Origin of the sequence: Streptomyces alboniger (assembly GCF_008704395.1) — a bacterium.
GTDB classification, from domain to species: domain Bacteria; phylum Actinomycetota; class Actinomycetes; order Streptomycetales; family Streptomycetaceae; genus Streptomyces; species Streptomyces alboniger.
Map to the genome: position 1 here is coordinate 751,028 of NZ_CP023695.1, position 14,397 is coordinate 765,424.

Sequence of the window (14,397 nt, forward strand, 5' to 3'; positions counted from 1 at the left end):
GTCCTCAGTTCTTCTCAAGAAGGGCATGCGCAACGGGAGTGGGGCCCATCAGGGCCACCAGGTTCTGCGGGGTGAGCAGCATCTTTTCCTTGAACGTCTCGTTCAGCCGCCCGCACTCGATGGTGGCCACGTCGGTGGCCCACATGAGCTGGCAGATCTCCCACCACAGGGCGTAATAGGGGCTGAACCTCAGCTCTTCGCGGCCGCGGACGTAGCCGCCGGCCCAGGCCTGGAGCCTGCGCTCCTCCAGGAAGCAGACCGCGACGGCTAGGGTCTCCTCGTCGTGGCCGCGGATCTCCACAAGACGGACCGCGTCCCCCAGCTCCCGGAGGAACTCGGCGAACGGCCCGGGGTCGTAGTACTTCGGCGAGCCGTTGCGCGCGGCGCTTGCGGCGATCATCTCCAGGAGGCCGAGCAGCCCCGGGTAGTCGGAGCGGTGCACGAAGCAGCGCGCCTGCTCGTCGTACCGGCGCAACTGGCGTGCGTAGTCCCGCCGTACGGACCGTCGCATGGAGGCGAGGTACGTCTCGGCGTCGGGCGCCACCCGCTTGCTCAGGGTCCAGCGCGGGACCAGGTCCTCGCGCCGGAAGCCGCGCCCTTCGAGCGCCTTCACCAGCGGGGCGTCGGCGCTGAGGTTGACGAACCCCCATCGGGACGCGCCCAGTTCGGCCGCACGGTCCGCGAACGCCCGGTGCAGGCTGTCCAGTGCCCGCTCGTCGCGCGCCAGCAGGTGCGCGTCCGGGGCGTGCCACACGGGCGCCAGCAGTGCTTGCTCGCCCTCGGCCAGGCCGAGGAGTCCGAGGGGGTCGCCTTGCAGGTACGTGGGCGCCGCCGCCAGCAACCGGCCGCCCCCGTCGCGCACTTCGAGGTAACGCGGTCGTCTGATCCGCTGGATCGGGTGGTGCTCGTACGCCCGGAGGAACGCCCGCGTGTGGAAGATGGGCGCGTCCAGGTCCGCGACGAGGGCGTCCCAGTCGGGCCCGAGGTCCTGCGCCGAGGCAAGGGACCGGACACTCAGCTCACCGGCCGCGTCCGCCTCGAAGGGCGCACGTCCAGCGCTCGGTTCGGTCGCCGTACCGACTTCGGCCGCCGTACCGGCTTCGGCCGCCGCGCCGACCTCGGCCGCCGCGCCGGCTTCCCGCGCGCAGGCACCGATGGCCTCGGCGCACGCCTCGGCCTCGGCCACCGGGACGGGGCCCATGTGGCCGACCCTGAGCACCTCGCTCTTCCAGCCGCCGCGCCCCGAGGAGACCCAGACGTCGTGCCGGGTCGCCAGCTCGTCCCTGACCCGCTCGGCGTCGGGAGACGGCAGCCGTACGGCGGTGACGGTCGGGGAGCAGTGCTCCTCGGGCGGCACCACGGTCAGGCCCTGGGCCCGGACGGCTTCCCGGCAGCGGCGCGCGGTGTGCGCGTGGCGTCGCCAGACCTGTTCGAGCCCTTCGTCCTCGACGGCCCGCAGCGCGGCGTCCAGGGCGTGGACGATGGGCAGCGCGGGGGTGTACGTCGTGGTGCCAAGGCGGGCGTGTTCGGCGGCCTTGGCCAGGTCCAGGTAGTAGCTCCGCCCTCCCGGCCGCGCGGCTCGCTCCAGTGCCCGGTCGGAGACGGCGACGAGAGCGAGTCCGGGCGGACAGGCGAGGGCCTTCTGGGTCACTCCCACGGCGACGTCGAGGCCCAGCTCGTCGAAGGCGATCTCCGCGGCCCCCAGGCTGCTGACGACGTCGACGACGATCAGGCAGTCGCTCACCGCACGGATGGCGGCGGCCCACTCGCGCAGCGGGGCGATCACGCCGGTCGACGTCTCGTTGTGCGTCAACAGGACGGCGGCGTAGGCGTGTTCGGCGAGCCTCGACGCGATGTCCCGTGCGGCCACGACCTGCCCCCAGGGGGCCCGCACCACGTCGACGTGAGCGCCGTGGTGGGCGGCGATCTCGGCGAACCGCTCGCCGAAGTAGCCCAGTTCCACCACCAGTACGCGCTCGCCGGGCCGCAGGACGGACGCGACCGCCGCCTCCATGCCGCCGGTGCCCGAGCAGGTGAGCGGCAGGACGGTTCCGCTGGTCCCGAACAGGGGCTCGAGCCGCTTGACGACGTCGGTGAACAGGCCGCGGAACTCGGCCGAGCGGTGGCTGATCATCCGCCGCGTCATCGCCGCGAGTATGCCTTCGGGGACCTCGACCGGCCCCGTGACGCGGTAGTTACGCATAACAGGCATCCTCCGTCCGTGCCGGTGCGGCGCCCAGGGCCGACACCAGTCCCGCGCGCACCCGGGCGCGCTCCAGCGTGATGGGCATGCCGGCCATGCGGTTCGACGACATTCCCTCCGCCACGAGCTGGTCGACGAGTGCCGTGTCGGCGTCGGGCCTGCGCCAGGCGGTGGCAGGCATGCGCCGGGTCACCAGTTCGGTCACGAACGGGCCGAGGCCGCCGGCCGTCACCCCGCACGCCGCGCGCAGGGCCTCCAGCGCGGCCTCGACCGCTCCGGGACCGCGCGGGTCGAGGATCTCGTCCGCCCCGGCCGCCTCGACGAGGGGGGCGAGCCAGGTCAGATTGAGGGCGCACGCAAGGCCGTGGGGCACGCCCAGCCGAGAGGTCAGCGGGTAGGACAGGGCGTGCGCCGCGGTCGTCCGCGTGATGTCGATCGCTCGTCCCGCGTCCGTCGCGGCCCGGCTCAGCGCGTCGCGCTCCGCCGGGTCCGGTGCGGCGCCGGCCTGTCTCAGCACGGGCACGAGACGCTCCAGCGCGGCCACGGCATGCTCGCGCGACCGCCGGGTCGAGCGGATCGACCACAGGGACTCCACCGCGTGGGCCAGCGTGTCGAACGCGCAGCTCCAGGTGAGTTCGGCGGGACAGGAGTCGGTGAGCGCCGGGTCGACGACCGCGAGGTCGGCACGGGCGTGCGGGGTGTCCAGGGAGACCTTGCGCCCCTCCTGGTAGAGGGTGGCGAACTGGGTCACCTCGCTGCCGGTTCCCGCGGTGGTGGGGACCAGCAGGAGCGTGACCCGTTCGGCCGGATCGAGTGTCCCTGCGACGACTTGGCCGGCCGCGTCCGCGTCGCGGGGCAGCAGGCACGCCGCCTTGGCCACATCCAGCGCGGAGCCGCCTCCGATGCCGACGACGAGGTCCGCGCCCCAGGCGTGGCGCAGACGCGCCGCCTCCAGCGCCTGCTCGACCGTCGGGTTCGGGTGGAACTCGGTGAAGACCTCCGCCTCCGCGGGCAGCCAGGCGTGCACATCCGCCCGCCGGAGGGCTCGGTCGCTCGCGACGACCAGCGGGCGGCGGCCCGCGCACAGGGCGGGCAGCCCGGCGGCCGCCCCCCGGTACGCGGTGACCGACGTGGACCGCCCACCGTGCGGCACGGTCACGAGGTGCTCACGGCGGGCCGCCGCTCCCGTGCCGGTGCGCCGGTGGCCGCCGCGCGGAAACGCCGCACGATGTCCGCGGGGCCGGTCGAGGCCGTGGCCCTCGGGTGGACTTCCCCGGGGGTGGGCACGACGCGGAAGACGCACAGCACGGGGCCCTTGGCGTCCAGCGCCTGCCGGACGTCCTCGGACAGGGAGCGTGCCGAGCGCGACACGGTCACCGTGCGGTATCCGAGGCCTTCGCCCAGGGCGGCCCAGTCGATGTCTCCCGAGGTCGTGGCCTGGCAGCCGGTGGATTCGTAGCATCCGTTGTCGACGACGACGTGTACGAGGTTCGCGCCGCCCGCGGCCGCCATGGTGGATCCGGTGCCGAGGTGCATCAGGAAGGCGCCGTCGCCGTCCAGGACGACGACGCGCCGCTCGGGGTGTGCGGTCGCGAGGCCGAGCCCGATGGCGCCCGCGTGGCCCATGGAACCCTGCATGTAGAAGGTGCCGTCGCGGTCCTTCTCGTGGTGTGCCTGCCGCGACAGATAGCCGGTCGTGGTCACCATGAGGTCGTCGTCGCCGACTGCCGCCATGAGCGCCGCCACCACGCGCGGGCGGGTCAACTCGCCGTCCTCGACGGGTTGTTGGTCGACAGCCCTGGGCACCTTGCCGATGGCTCCGCGGGGCACCAGGAGGAAGAACGGCCGGTTCTGGGCGCGGGCCTCGGACGCGGCGGCCAACGCGGCCTCCAGTCCGCCCGGTTCGAGGACCGTGTGGGGTACGTCGAGGTTTTCGAGCAGGCGCACGGTGGAGGTGCCCATCGCCGCGTGCTGCGGCTCGTCCTGCGCCGGGTCGGGCCAGCCGCGCATCGTCATCACGACGAGCAGCGGGATGTCGTAGGGCAGCAGCAGCGAGGTGAGCGGATTGATCAGATTGCCGAACCCGGAGTTCTGGACCAGCAGCGCGGCCGTTTGCCCCGCCAGCTCCCAGCCGGCGGCGAGGGCCGTCGCGGCGCCCTCCGAAGCGGCCGGGACGAGCCGGCCCTCTTCCTCGAACAGTGTCCAGGGCCCGGCCAGATGGCCGCACGGCACACCGGTGACACGCTCCACGCCGTACGCGCGCAGCGCTTCGACGAACTCCTCCGCCTCGATCGGGCGCGTCACTTGTCGTCACCGAGCCAGTGGTCGATGCCGGAGAGGCTGAAGATGTCCTTCACCGTGGCGATGTGCGGCTCGACGCTCGCGGTCGACCCCTCGGCGAGCACGACGGCCCAGGTGTCGCGTACCGCCTTGACGGACGCCCGCATGCCCTGGTTCGCGTAGATCACCATGGAGATCCCCGCCTCCTGGGCCTCTTGTACGGAGAAGTCCGCGTAGGTGGTCGGGACGATCACCACGGGGGCGCGGTGCTGCCACTGCCGCATGAACGAGACGACCTCGCCCGCCTCGGCCGACTTGGAGTGGACGAGGACTGCGTCGGCGCCCGCGTCCACGTACTGGTGGCAGCGGCGCAGCGCCTCGTCGACGCCCATGCCGCAGATGAACGCCTCGGTCCGGGCGATCAGCAGGGTCTCGGGACGGGCCTGTGCCTTCTTGGCCGCTTCGAGCTTGCTGCCGAACTCGTCGGTCTCCAGCAGCTTCTGTCCGGCGTCGAGGAAGCTGTTGCGCTTGGGGAAGATCTTGTCCTCGATGCAGATGCCGGCGACGCCGGCGCCCTCGTAACGGCGCATCGTGTAGGCGGCGTTGAGGCTGCCGCCGAATCCGGTGTCGCAGTCCGCCACGACCGGGATGCTCACCGCCTGCTGCATCGCGGTGGCCCCGGCCAGGTATTCGGCCATGCCGAGCAGGCTCACGTCGGGCAGCCCCTGGGCGGCCGAGATCTCCAGGCCGGAGGCCCACACGGCGTCGAAACCGGCCTCCATGGCCAGCCGCGCGGACAGCCCGTCGTGGGCTCCCGCCACCTTGACGAGGCGGCCGCTCTCGAAGGCGTCCCGCAGGACGAGCGCGCGCGAGGAGGTCTCCACGTAACTGTTCGAAACCACTGTCATACTCCACCCCTTGCTGAGTCAGTTGCTGGATCGGTGCTTCAGTTGAAGGTCGTGAGGAAGCCGGAGAGCCGTCGGGCCGCCTCGGCGAGCGTGTCCGCCTCCTCGGCGACGCAGAGCCTGAGGTGGCCGGGCATGCCGAACGTCGATCCGGCACGCAGCCGTACGCCCGCCCGTTCCGCGAGCACGCGGCACAGCGCGACGTCGTCCCGCGCTCCGTGCGGCTGCCGGCTCAGTGCCTCGGTGGCGTCCAGGCAGAGGTAGATCCCTCCGGCCGGGGCGACGGGTTCGAGCAGCGGAATGCCCGTCATGATCCGTACCGCCGCCTCGCGACGCGCCGCGAGGCCGCCCACCCGCGCGGCCACCGCGTGCGTTTCGCGCAAGGCCGCCGCGGCGGCGAGCTGCGAGGTCCCGCACACCGGACCGGTGGTGTACTCCACGGCGTCGCGCAGCGCGGCCGACAGCTCGGGCGCACCCCACACCCAGCCGACGCGCAGCCCTGCCAGGGCGTACACCTTGGAGGCGCCGCCGACGACGATCTCGTGGGCCGAGGCCCGTACGCCGCGGTCGACGGCGTCTCCGTACGCCCAGTAGATGTCGTCCGTGATCAGGCAGATGCCGTGGGCGCCCGCCCACTCCCTGAGCGCCCGCACGCGGGACTCGTCGTAGACCGCTCCGGTGGGGTTCACCGGGCTGTTGAGCAGGAGGGCCCTGGTCCGCTCGGTGCGGGCCGCCTCCAGCTCCGCGGGGCCGACGCGCCATCCGGTGCCGGCTCCGCCGTCGACCGGGACGGGTCGTGCCCCGGCGCGCCGCACCACGGCCGGATAGTGGCTCCAGTGCGGCCTCGGCACCAGCACCTCACCGCCGTGCGCGACGGTGGAGAGGGCGACGAGCAGGCCGTGGCGCGCTCCCGCCGTGACGGTGATGTGCTCGGGGTCCACCGGGGTGCCCGTGCGCACGGCGTAGTGGTCCGCGACGGCGGTACGCAGGTCGGGGTCGCCGTACGCCGGGGCGTAGGCGCTGGTGCGGTCGGAGTCGAGCGCCTTGTCGAAGGCGGCGCGCACGGCGGGCGACAGCGGTTCGACGATCTGGCCGGACGCGAGGTCGACGACGTCGGGGTACGCGGTGCTCATGCGACGGGCTCCCGGCCCCGCAGCGGCGCGAGGCCGACCAGCTCGGCGATCCTCGCCAGATCGGCGACCACCGGGGCGAGCAGCGGAATGCCGTGGGCGGAACGCTCACCGGCCGACGTGCGGCGACGGTCGCCGGGCAGCCTGACGGGGACGCCGGGGACGGCCTGCCTGGCGGCGCGGATCTCGTCGGACATCGCCGCCACCCGCTCCCCGATCTCCCGCGCGTCACCGAGCGCGCCGATGTTCACGCACAGGACGAACTGCCCCAGGTCGGCGCCCTGTTCGCCGTAGGTGTGCTTGCTCCAGCTGGCCCCGGCCAGGGGGCCGCAGAGCAGTTCGGCGAGCAGACCGACGCCCGATCCCTTGTGTCCGCCGAAGTCCGAGCCGAGACCGCCCAGGGGAAGCAGGGCGTACCCCTCGCGGGCCTTGAGGCCGGCGACGACGCGCGGGATGTCGGTCGAGGAGGCCCCGTCGGGGCCGACGGCCCAGCCGTCGAGCATCGGCCTGCCCTCGCGGTGCAGCCGCTCCAGCTTGCCCCGGGGGACGATGCTGGTGGCCGCGTCGTAGCAGAGCGGCTCGTCCGGGGTGGGCAGCGCGTAACTGACCGGGTCCGTGCCGAACATCGGCTCGGCGGCGCCGGCCGGCGCCACCTGTGGCGTGGCGTTGGTGGTCACCAGGGCGAACGTGCCCGAGCGGGCGGCCCGTTCGGCGTACCAGCCGGCGATGCCGATGTGGTTGGACCTGCGTACGGCGACGGCGGCGACGCCGTGCTCCTTGGCCCGGGCGACGGCGTGGTCCACCGCGAAGCACAGCGCGGGCTGGCCGAGTCCGTTGTGCGCGTCGACGACGCTGACGCCGCCGTCCTCCCGGACGACCTCCGGTCGGGCGTCCTTGTCGATGGTGCCCTTGTGCAGGCCCTCCACGTAGCGGCGCAGCCGGGCGACGCCGTGGCTGTCCACTCCGGCGAGGTCGGCCGCCACGAGGACGTCCGCGGTCAGGTCCGCGTCGTCCGCGCGGGCTCCGGCCGCGACCAGCGCCTGCGTCACGAAGTCGGTGAGGGCCTTCCGGTCCACCGTGATCATGCTTGCTCCAAGAGTGCTGTGCCCTGCCATTGGTCGCAGGCCTGGTGTGCGGCCCGTGCCAGTCCTCGCCAGAGGTCGGGCCCCGTGACGGCGCCCCGCGAGGAGGTGCGGGCGATCTGATGTGTACTCATCGGCCCTTCGGGCGGAGGTGCGGTGACGCGGACCGCGACGAGTGCGGTGGGCAGTCCGGCCCCGGCGCGCCGCTGGGCGATGGCGCCGGGGAGCTTGCCCTGCCAGGTGCCCTCGTCGACGACTCCCTCCGCGGTGAGCACGAGGGGGGCCGCGCCGACGGCGTCCTCGGGGTCGGCGATCTCGAGCATGCCGGTGGCCCCGCTCTCGGCGGTCGCGCGGGCGACGGCCGTCAGGCCGAACCCCGTACCGCCGCCGGCGCCGAACCAGGGCTCCTCGAAGCGGCGTGGCGCCTCCGGGTCTCCGGCCTCGGCCAGCAGGCGCAACAGGTGGTGCAACGCCCTCACCGCCTGGGGGCGGTTGTGGGCGGTGACTCCCTTCTGCGCGCCGAAGGTCGTGAGGTTGCCGGACAGCGGGGTGCTGACGTCGGCCAGGAACCGCAGCCGGACGCCTGCGAGCCGTCGGCGTGCGGGGGCGAGGTCGACGGCGACCGCCGAGGTCAGCGTCCGGGGGCACGGGTCGACGGGGTGGCCGAAGCGGTCGACGAAGCGCGCCCCGAGAGCCGCGAGGGCGCCGGCCCCGCCGTCCACGACGGCGGTGCCGCCGAGCCCGATGACGAGGGAGGTGGCACCGGCGTCGACGGCCGCCGCGACGATCTGCCCCACTCCGCGTGAGGTCGCTTCGAGCGGGTCGAGTTCGTGCGGGCGCAGCGCTCCCAGTCCGCACACGCTCGCCGTTTCGACCACCGCCGTCGAGGGGTCGAGCGCCAGCCACTCGGTGCTCCGCGCCCTGCCCCGTGCGTCGTCCGCCTCCGCCGGCCGCCGCAGGCCGCCGCGCACCGCTTCGAGGGCGTCGAGGGTGCCGTCGCCGCCGTCCGCCAGGGGGCACAGCGCGATGTCGGCGTACGGCCGGGCGCTGCGGACCCCTTCGGCGAGGGCGGTGGCGACCTGCGACGAAGTGGCGTACCCCCGCATGCAGTTGGGGGCGATGACGACGTCGGGGCGGAGTGCGGGCAGGCCGTCGTCGCTCATGAAGCCGCGGGCAGGTCGCGTCGCACCCAGGTCCGCAGGAGGAGGCGGGTGTAGTCCGGCGCGTCCTGGAACTCGGTGCGCCCGTGCAGCACGGACAGGTTGTCGAACAGGGCGAGTTCGCCCTCGTTCAGCTTCCCGACCACGGCCTCGGCGCAGGCGTCGACGGCGGCGTCGAGCGCGTCGAGCGCCTTGAGCTGCCTCTCCGTGAGGTCCGGCACGCCGGGGTGGTCGTGTCCCTGCTCGATGTAGCTGCGCAGGTAGGTGATGGACGGGCGGTCGTGCTGGGTGAACAGGACCGGCTTGACCGTGGTCGGCCCGGCCCCGTCCCTCTGGTCGCCTCGCCGGTCGAAGTGGAAGGGCTCCCGCAGGGTGGCGAGCACGTCGTCGGAGAGCAGCCGCTCCAGGTCCCGTACGTGTACGCAGCGCAGCGCGCCGCCGTCGACGGACTGGCGCACGCAGAACAGCGTGAAGACGTCGGGGGCGGGCAGCGGGGCCTCCGCCCCGTCGGTGTGCAGGTCGCCGCCGAAGCGTGTGTCCGAGTAACGGACCCGGCCCCGCTGGCTGATGCTGGCCCCTCGGTCGCGGACCTCGCGTACGAGGGTCCCCTCGCGGTTCTGCGGCATCGGTTCGCCCAGCAGACGGGTGACGCGGACGACCGCCCGCTCGCCCCGCGCCTGTCCGGGCCGCAGTCCGGTCAGGACCAGGACGCCGGCACCGGCGTACAGATGGGTGCGGGCCAGCTCGTCCAGCTCGGCGCGCGCGGCCGTCCGGTCCGCCGACGTCACGTCGTCGGCGGTCAGGTAGTTCCTGAGCTTTTCGGACACAGACACCCTGACAGGGTCAAACCCATCGGTTGGTGAATTGACTTGCGAAGCCGAGGGGGCATCCTCGCCTTCAATTGCTGAAGGAAGCACCTGGAAAGTCTCCAAACGGAACAGATCCCCCCGGAAAATCGCGCGAAAGATAATGTGCCGCGATGCCGAGAAACAGGGATGAGTGATCCGGCGAAGCCGGATCCGCAGACCTCTGACGAATTCAGGTAAAGCCCGCTTTACACCGCCGGAGCGTCTGCGATTTCACCGGAGGCGGAGACGACCGCGCCGGAACCCGCCGGATACGGAGCGAGGGCCAGCAGCGTCAGTGACCAACATCATCTCGAGCTGGACACAGCCAAGCATGCAGGCCAGGCGACTGTCAACAATTTGTTGAAGGGTGGTTGGCGGCGAGTCCGGGCCGCGGACCCCCGTCCGCACGTCAGCTCAACTCCCGCACACCACGGGCGGATCCGCCCGGGCGCCCGCTCGCCGCACACCCCGAACCCTCCGGATTCGCCACCTCACTCTAGTTACTGACAAGTAATCATTGACCTTGATCATCACCGGCATATAGGTTCCGATCGCTTTATCCGAACCGGCACCCAAAAAGTGCGGCGGCCGACCTCAGAATTCGGGCAGGTCGCCACAGAAAGAAATCAGGTCCACCACCACGTGGCAGCCTGTCGGAACATGAAAGGCGCTCGTCTTGCCACCGAGATCTAAACCGGTACGCATCGCCGTATGGACAGGCATCGCGGCGGTCGGCGCGGCCGGCTGGTCCGTACTCGCGCTCTCCCGGGGCGAGAAGGTCTCGGCGATGTGGATCATCGCCGCGGCCGTCGGCTCGTACCTGGTCGCACACCGCTTCTACGCGCGCTTCATCGCGCGGCGCGTGCTGCGCCTGGACGACCGCAGGGCGACCCCGGCCGAGCGCCTCGACGACGGCGTCGACTTCCATCCCACGGACAAGCGGGTCCTGTTCGGACACCACTTCGCGGCGATCGCGGGCGCCGGACCGCTGGTGGGCCCGGTGCTCGCGGCACAGATGGGCTATCTGCCCGGCACCATCTGGATCATCGTCGGCGTCATCTTCGCGGGCGCCGTCCAGGACATGGTCGTGCTGTTCTTCTCGCTGCGCCGGGGCGGCAAGTCCCTCGGACAGATGGCCCACGACGAGATCGGCAAAGTCGGCGGCATCGCGGCCATGGTGGCCGTCTTCGCGATCATGATCATCATCCTGGCCGTCCTCGCGATGATCGTCGTCAACGCCCTCGCCCACTCGGCCTGGGGCACCTTCTCCATCGCGATGACCATCCCCATCGCCCTGTTCATGGGCGTCTACCTGCGCCGTCTGCGCCCGGGCAGGGTCACCGAGGTCAGCCTGATCGGCGTCGTCCTGCTGCTCGCCGCGATCGTCGGAGGCAACTGGGTCGCGAACTCCTCGTTCGCCGGCGCCTTCGTCCTCTCCCCGAAGACCCTGGTCGTCTGCCTGGTGGCGTACGGCTTCGTGGCGTCGGTCCTGCCCGTGTGGATGCTCCTGGCCCCCCGCGACTACCTCTCCACCTTCATGAAGGTGGGCACGATCGTGCTGCTCGCCGTGGGCGTCCTGGTGGCGATGCCGGACCTCGCGGTCGCCCCGGTCAGCGAGTTCGCCCACGCGGGTACCGGTCCGGTCTTCTCGGGCGGCCTGTTCCCCTTCGCCTTCATCACCATCGCCTGTGGCGCCCTGTCCGGCTTCCACTCCCTCATCTCCTCGGGAACCACGCCGAAGATGGTCGAGAAGGAATCCCACGTCGCCCTCATCGGGTACGGCTCCATGCTCCTGGAGTCCTTCGTCGCGATCATGGCGCTCGTGGCCGCGTGCGTCATCGACCCGGGCCTCTACTACGCGATGAACGCTCCCGCCGGCGTCACGGGCGACACCCTCCAGTCCGCTTCCCAGGCCGTCGCCGGCTTCGGCTTCCACATCACGCCCGACCAACTGGCCCAGGCAGCCGACTCGGTCGGCGAGGAGTCCCTCGTCTCGCGCACGGGCGGCGCGCCGACCCTCGCGGTCGGCATGGCTCAGATCCTCGCCTCGGCCTTCGGCAGTGACGGCATGATGTCGTTCTGGTACCACTTCGCGATCATGTTCGAGGCACTGTTCATCCTGACCGCCGTCGACGCCGCCACCCGCGTGGGCCGCTTCATGCTCCAGGACATGCTCGGCAACGTCGTGCCCCGCTTCCGGGACAAGGACTGGCGGCCCGGCATCTGGATCGCCTCCGCCGCGGTCGTCCTGGCCTGGGGCTACTTCCTCTGGGTCGGCGTCACCGACCCGCTGGGCGGCATCAACCAGCTCTTCCCCCTGTTCGGCACCGCCAACCAGCTCCTCGCCTGCATCGCTCTCGCCGTGTGCACGGCCCTCCTGGTCAAGTCCGGCCGCCTGAAGTGGGCCTGGGTCACCGGCGCTCCGCTCGCCTGGGCGCTGGCGGTGACCATGACGGCCTCCTGGCACAAGGTGTTCTCCGACAACCCGGCCCTGGGCTTCTTCGCCCAACGCGCCAAGTACCAGGACGCGTTGGAGGACGGCAAGGTCCTTGCGCCGGCCAAGTCCCTTGACGACATGGCCACCGTCGTCCACAACTCCACGGTCACCGGCGTCCTGTCGGTCGTCTTCGCCGTCCTGACCCTCGTGGTGGTCGCCTCCTGCGCGTGGGTGTGCGTCAAGGCCGTCCGCAACGGCGGTTCCCTGCCGCTGACCGAGACGGAGTACGTGGAGTCGCGGATCCCGGCCCCCGCCACCGGCACCGGGCGGACGTCCGAGCCCGAGCCCGAACCGGCCGGTACCGGGGCCTCCCGGTGAGGTGGATCCCGGCCGCCGCCGCGGGCCCGGCCGAAGCGCTGAGCCGCGGCGTCACCCTGCTGCGCCGCGGCCTGGCCTGGCTGCGCTGGTACGTCGCCGAACTCAATGGAGAGCACGCGTACGAGCGTTACGCGGCGCGGGCGCGCGACGCCCGTCGGCCCGTGCTGCCGCGCCGGGCCTTCGAGCGCGAACGCCTCGACCGCCGCGACCGGGACCCGCTCCAGTACGACGGCTGCTGCTGACCGCCGGCCCGTCGGCGCCACTCCCCCGTGCCGTGCCGCCCGCCTTTCCCCCTGGCACGCCCACCCTTCCCTTGGCACGCACACCTTTTCCCTTCGCAGAGGAGCCGCATGTGTCACGCGTGGACAGCCTTCGCATCCGGGAGGCCGAGGAGGCGGCACGCGCCGTGCTGTCTCCCGGCGCCCATGACTTCTATGCCGCCGGCGCGGACGAGGAACTGACCCTCGGCGAAGCCGAACGGTCCTGGCGCACCTGGCGTTTCCTGCCGAGAGTGCTGCGGGACGTCTCCCACGTGGACACCTCGCTCGACCTCCTGGGCACACGCCTGAGCGCACCGGTCCTGGCGGCGCCCACCGCCTTCCACACCATGGCCCACCCCGACGGGGAGGTCGCCACGGCCGGTGGTCTCGCGCGCGCGGGTTCGCTCCTGGTGCTGTCCTCCCGGGCCACCCGGCCGGTGGAGGAGGTAGCGGCGGTCGCGGGGCCCTGGTGGTACCAGGTCTACGTGCTGCGCGACCGCGAGCTGACCGTCCGCCAGGTGGAGCGGGCCGTGGCCGCCGGTGCCCGCGCCCTGGTCCTCACCGTCGACGCCCCGTACGTCGCCCACAAGCCGCGCGTACGGCTTCCCCTGCCCCTTCCCGCAGGGGACCCGCTCGCCCGTGCCGTCGGCGTGGACACCCGGACCCGGGACTGGGAACAGGACCCGTCCATCGGCCCGGACGCCATCGGCCGCCTGACCGGGCTGTCCGGGTTGCCCGTACTGGTCAAGGGCGTGCTCCGCGCCGACGACGCCAAGATGTGCGTCGACGCGGGCGCGGCCGGTGTGATCGTCTCCAACCACGGCGGGCGCCAGCTGGACCGCGCCGTCTCGACCGCGTCGGCCCTGCCGCACGTCGCGCGGGCGGTGGGTGACACCGTGCCCGTCCTGGTGGACGGAGGAATCCGTACGGGCACGGACATCCTGACGGCCCTGGCCCTGGGCGCACGGGCCGTCCTCGTGGGGCGCCCTGTCCTGTGGGCCCTGGCCGACGGAGGCTCCGACGCCGTACGGGAGTTGTTCACGGCCTACCGCGGTCGGCTCTCCGAGGCGATGGCCCTGGCCGGAGTCGCTTCTCTGCGCGATATCGCCCCCGACCTGCTGGCCGGGTCTCCGGCGTACTAGTCGGATCCCACCAGACCGCCAACTGGCCTTTGCATGAAGGAATATAACTCCCGCTTTGGGCCCCCATAAGGAACCCGGCGAGAAGGCCGAACGCGGGAAACTCCTTCTTCAACAATCTGTTGACACTCGTCTGAGCTGCATGGTTGGCTTCCAGGCGCCAGAGAAGAGCAGCGCCGCGCGCCTCTCTGAACAGGTGAGGGAACCGCCCCCGGAAGGGCCTTCTCCGATCTCACCTCCCGCTTCTCAACTGCCCGCATTACCTGCGGTAATCGCGGCTTATCCATTTTTCGGACAACCAAAACGCCTGCCCGGGCCCGCGTATGTGCGAGGAGGGGCAGGCAGGGGGAGGACTTCATGACTAATCCCTTCGAGGATGCCGACGGCACCTACCTCGTACTCGTCAACGACCTGCGCCAGCACTCCCTGTGGCCCGCCCTGAGCGCCGTACCCGCCGGCTGGTCGGCCGTGCACGGACCCGCGTCGCGGCAGGCCTGCCTGGATCACGTCGAGGCCGTCTGGACCGACCTGCGCCCGAAGGCCCCCCAGGACAACGGCCCGGCCTGACCGGCGAA

At 72.1% G+C, this 14,397-nt stretch carries 12 protein-coding genes; 4 read left to right on the forward strand and 8 right to left on the reverse strand.

The genetic code is table 11. The features are described from left to right. Positions 1 to 4 precede the first annotated feature (4 nt). From CP975_RS03085 to CP975_RS03120, 8 genes are read right to left on the reverse strand one after another with little or no spacing between them, the layout of a single operon-like run. Positions 5 to 2,203 (reverse strand): aminotransferase class V-fold PLP-dependent enzyme, encoded by a 2,199-nt coding sequence (locus tag CP975_RS03085; RefSeq protein ID WP_055528982.1) that lies wholly within the window; start codon positions 2,201 to 2,203, stop codon positions 5 to 7. Continuing rightward, a complete protein-coding gene (locus CP975_RS03090) occupies positions 2,196 to 3,362 on the reverse strand; it encodes a phosphonoacetaldehyde reductase (protein ID WP_055528984.1) in 1,167 nt (388 codons plus the stop codon). Before CP975_RS03090 ends, CP975_RS03085 begins: the two co-directional genes overlap by 8 nt. Beyond that, on the reverse strand, positions 3,359 to 4,507 hold the full coding sequence (gene aepY, locus CP975_RS03095) for a phosphonopyruvate decarboxylase (RefSeq protein ID WP_055528986.1): 1,149 nt from the start codon (positions 4,505 to 4,507) through the stop codon (positions 3,359 to 3,361). Before aepY ends, CP975_RS03090 begins: the two co-directional genes overlap by 4 nt. Continuing rightward, positions 4,504 to 5,391 carry an isocitrate lyase/phosphoenolpyruvate mutase family protein gene (locus CP975_RS03100; protein ID WP_070321175.1) on the reverse strand — a complete coding sequence of 296 codons (888 nt, stop codon included), beginning with the start codon at positions 5,389 to 5,391 and terminating at the stop codon, positions 4,504 to 4,506. The genes aepY and CP975_RS03100 overlap by 4 nt, the downstream gene beginning before the upstream one ends. 38 nt (positions 5,392 to 5,429) lie before the next feature. Beyond that, positions 5,430 to 6,521 (reverse strand): pyridoxal phosphate-dependent aminotransferase, encoded by a 1,092-nt coding sequence (locus CP975_RS03105; protein ID WP_055528988.1) that lies wholly within the window; start codon positions 6,519 to 6,521, stop codon positions 5,430 to 5,432. Continuing rightward, entirely contained in the window at positions 6,518 to 7,603 is a 1,086-nt protein-coding gene (locus tag CP975_RS03110; protein ID WP_055528990.1) for an Ldh family oxidoreductase, read from the reverse strand. The genes CP975_RS03105 and CP975_RS03110 overlap by 4 nt, the downstream gene beginning before the upstream one ends. Then, positions 7,600 to 8,763, reverse strand: a complete 1,164-nt coding sequence (locus tag CP975_RS03115; protein ID WP_055528992.1) for a glycerate kinase — start codon at positions 8,761 to 8,763, stop codon at positions 7,600 to 7,602. Before CP975_RS03115 ends, CP975_RS03110 begins: the two co-directional genes overlap by 4 nt. Then, on the reverse strand, positions 8,760 to 9,593 hold the full coding sequence (locus tag CP975_RS03120) for a TauD/TfdA family dioxygenase (RefSeq protein WP_167532666.1): 834 nt from the start codon (positions 9,591 to 9,593) through the stop codon (positions 8,760 to 8,762). Before CP975_RS03120 ends, CP975_RS03115 begins: the two co-directional genes overlap by 4 nt. Positions 9,594 to 10,284: 691 nt before the next feature. Here CP975_RS03120 and CP975_RS03125 point away from each other — a divergent pair. The 4 genes from CP975_RS03125 (at position 10,285) to CP975_RS03140 (ending at position 14,389) form a co-directional block, all read left to right on the forward strand. Continuing rightward, positions 10,285 to 12,423, forward strand: a complete 2,139-nt coding sequence (locus CP975_RS03125) for a carbon starvation CstA family protein (RefSeq protein ID WP_199782926.1) — start codon at positions 10,285 to 10,287, stop codon at positions 12,421 to 12,423. Further along, positions 12,420 to 12,665 (forward strand): CstA-like transporter-associated (seleno)protein, encoded by a 246-nt coding sequence (locus tag CP975_RS03130; protein WP_425474223.1) that lies wholly within the window; start codon positions 12,420 to 12,422, stop codon positions 12,663 to 12,665. Before CP975_RS03125 ends, CP975_RS03130 begins: the two co-directional genes overlap by 4 nt. A gap of 110 nt (positions 12,666 to 12,775) precedes the next feature. After that, a complete protein-coding gene (locus CP975_RS03135; RefSeq protein WP_055528999.1) occupies positions 12,776 to 13,825 on the forward strand; it encodes an alpha-hydroxy acid oxidase in 1,050 nt (349 codons plus the stop codon). 354 nt (positions 13,826 to 14,179) lie between these two features. Continuing rightward, entirely contained in the window at positions 14,180 to 14,389 is a 210-nt protein-coding gene (locus CP975_RS03140; protein ID WP_055529001.1) for an MbtH family protein, read from the forward strand. Positions 14,390 to 14,397 lie beyond the last annotated feature (8 nt).

Excerpts from the sequence above, each read along its gene's own strand:
- CP975_RS03085 (WP_055528982.1), bottom strand. The coding sequence starts at position 2,203 with ATGCGTAACTACCGCGTCACGGGGCCGGTCGAGGTCCCCGAAGGCATA.
- CP975_RS03100 (WP_070321175.1), bottom strand. The coding sequence starts at position 5,391 with ATGACAGTGGTTTCGAACAGTTACGTGGAGACCTCCTCGCGCGCGCTC.
- CP975_RS03105 (WP_055528988.1), bottom strand. The coding sequence starts at position 6,521 with ATGAGCACCGCGTACCCCGACGTCGTCGACCTCGCGTCCGGCCAGATC.
- CP975_RS03110 (WP_055528990.1), bottom strand. The coding sequence starts at position 7,603 with ATGATCACGGTGGACCGGAAGGCCCTCACCGACTTCGTGACGCAGGCG.
- CP975_RS03115 (WP_055528992.1), bottom strand. The coding sequence starts at position 8,763 with ATGAGCGACGACGGCCTGCCCGCACTCCGCCCCGACGTCGTCATCGCC.
- CP975_RS03140 (WP_055529001.1), top strand. The coding sequence starts at position 14,180 with ATGACTAATCCCTTCGAGGATGCCGACGGCACCTACCTCGTACTCGTC.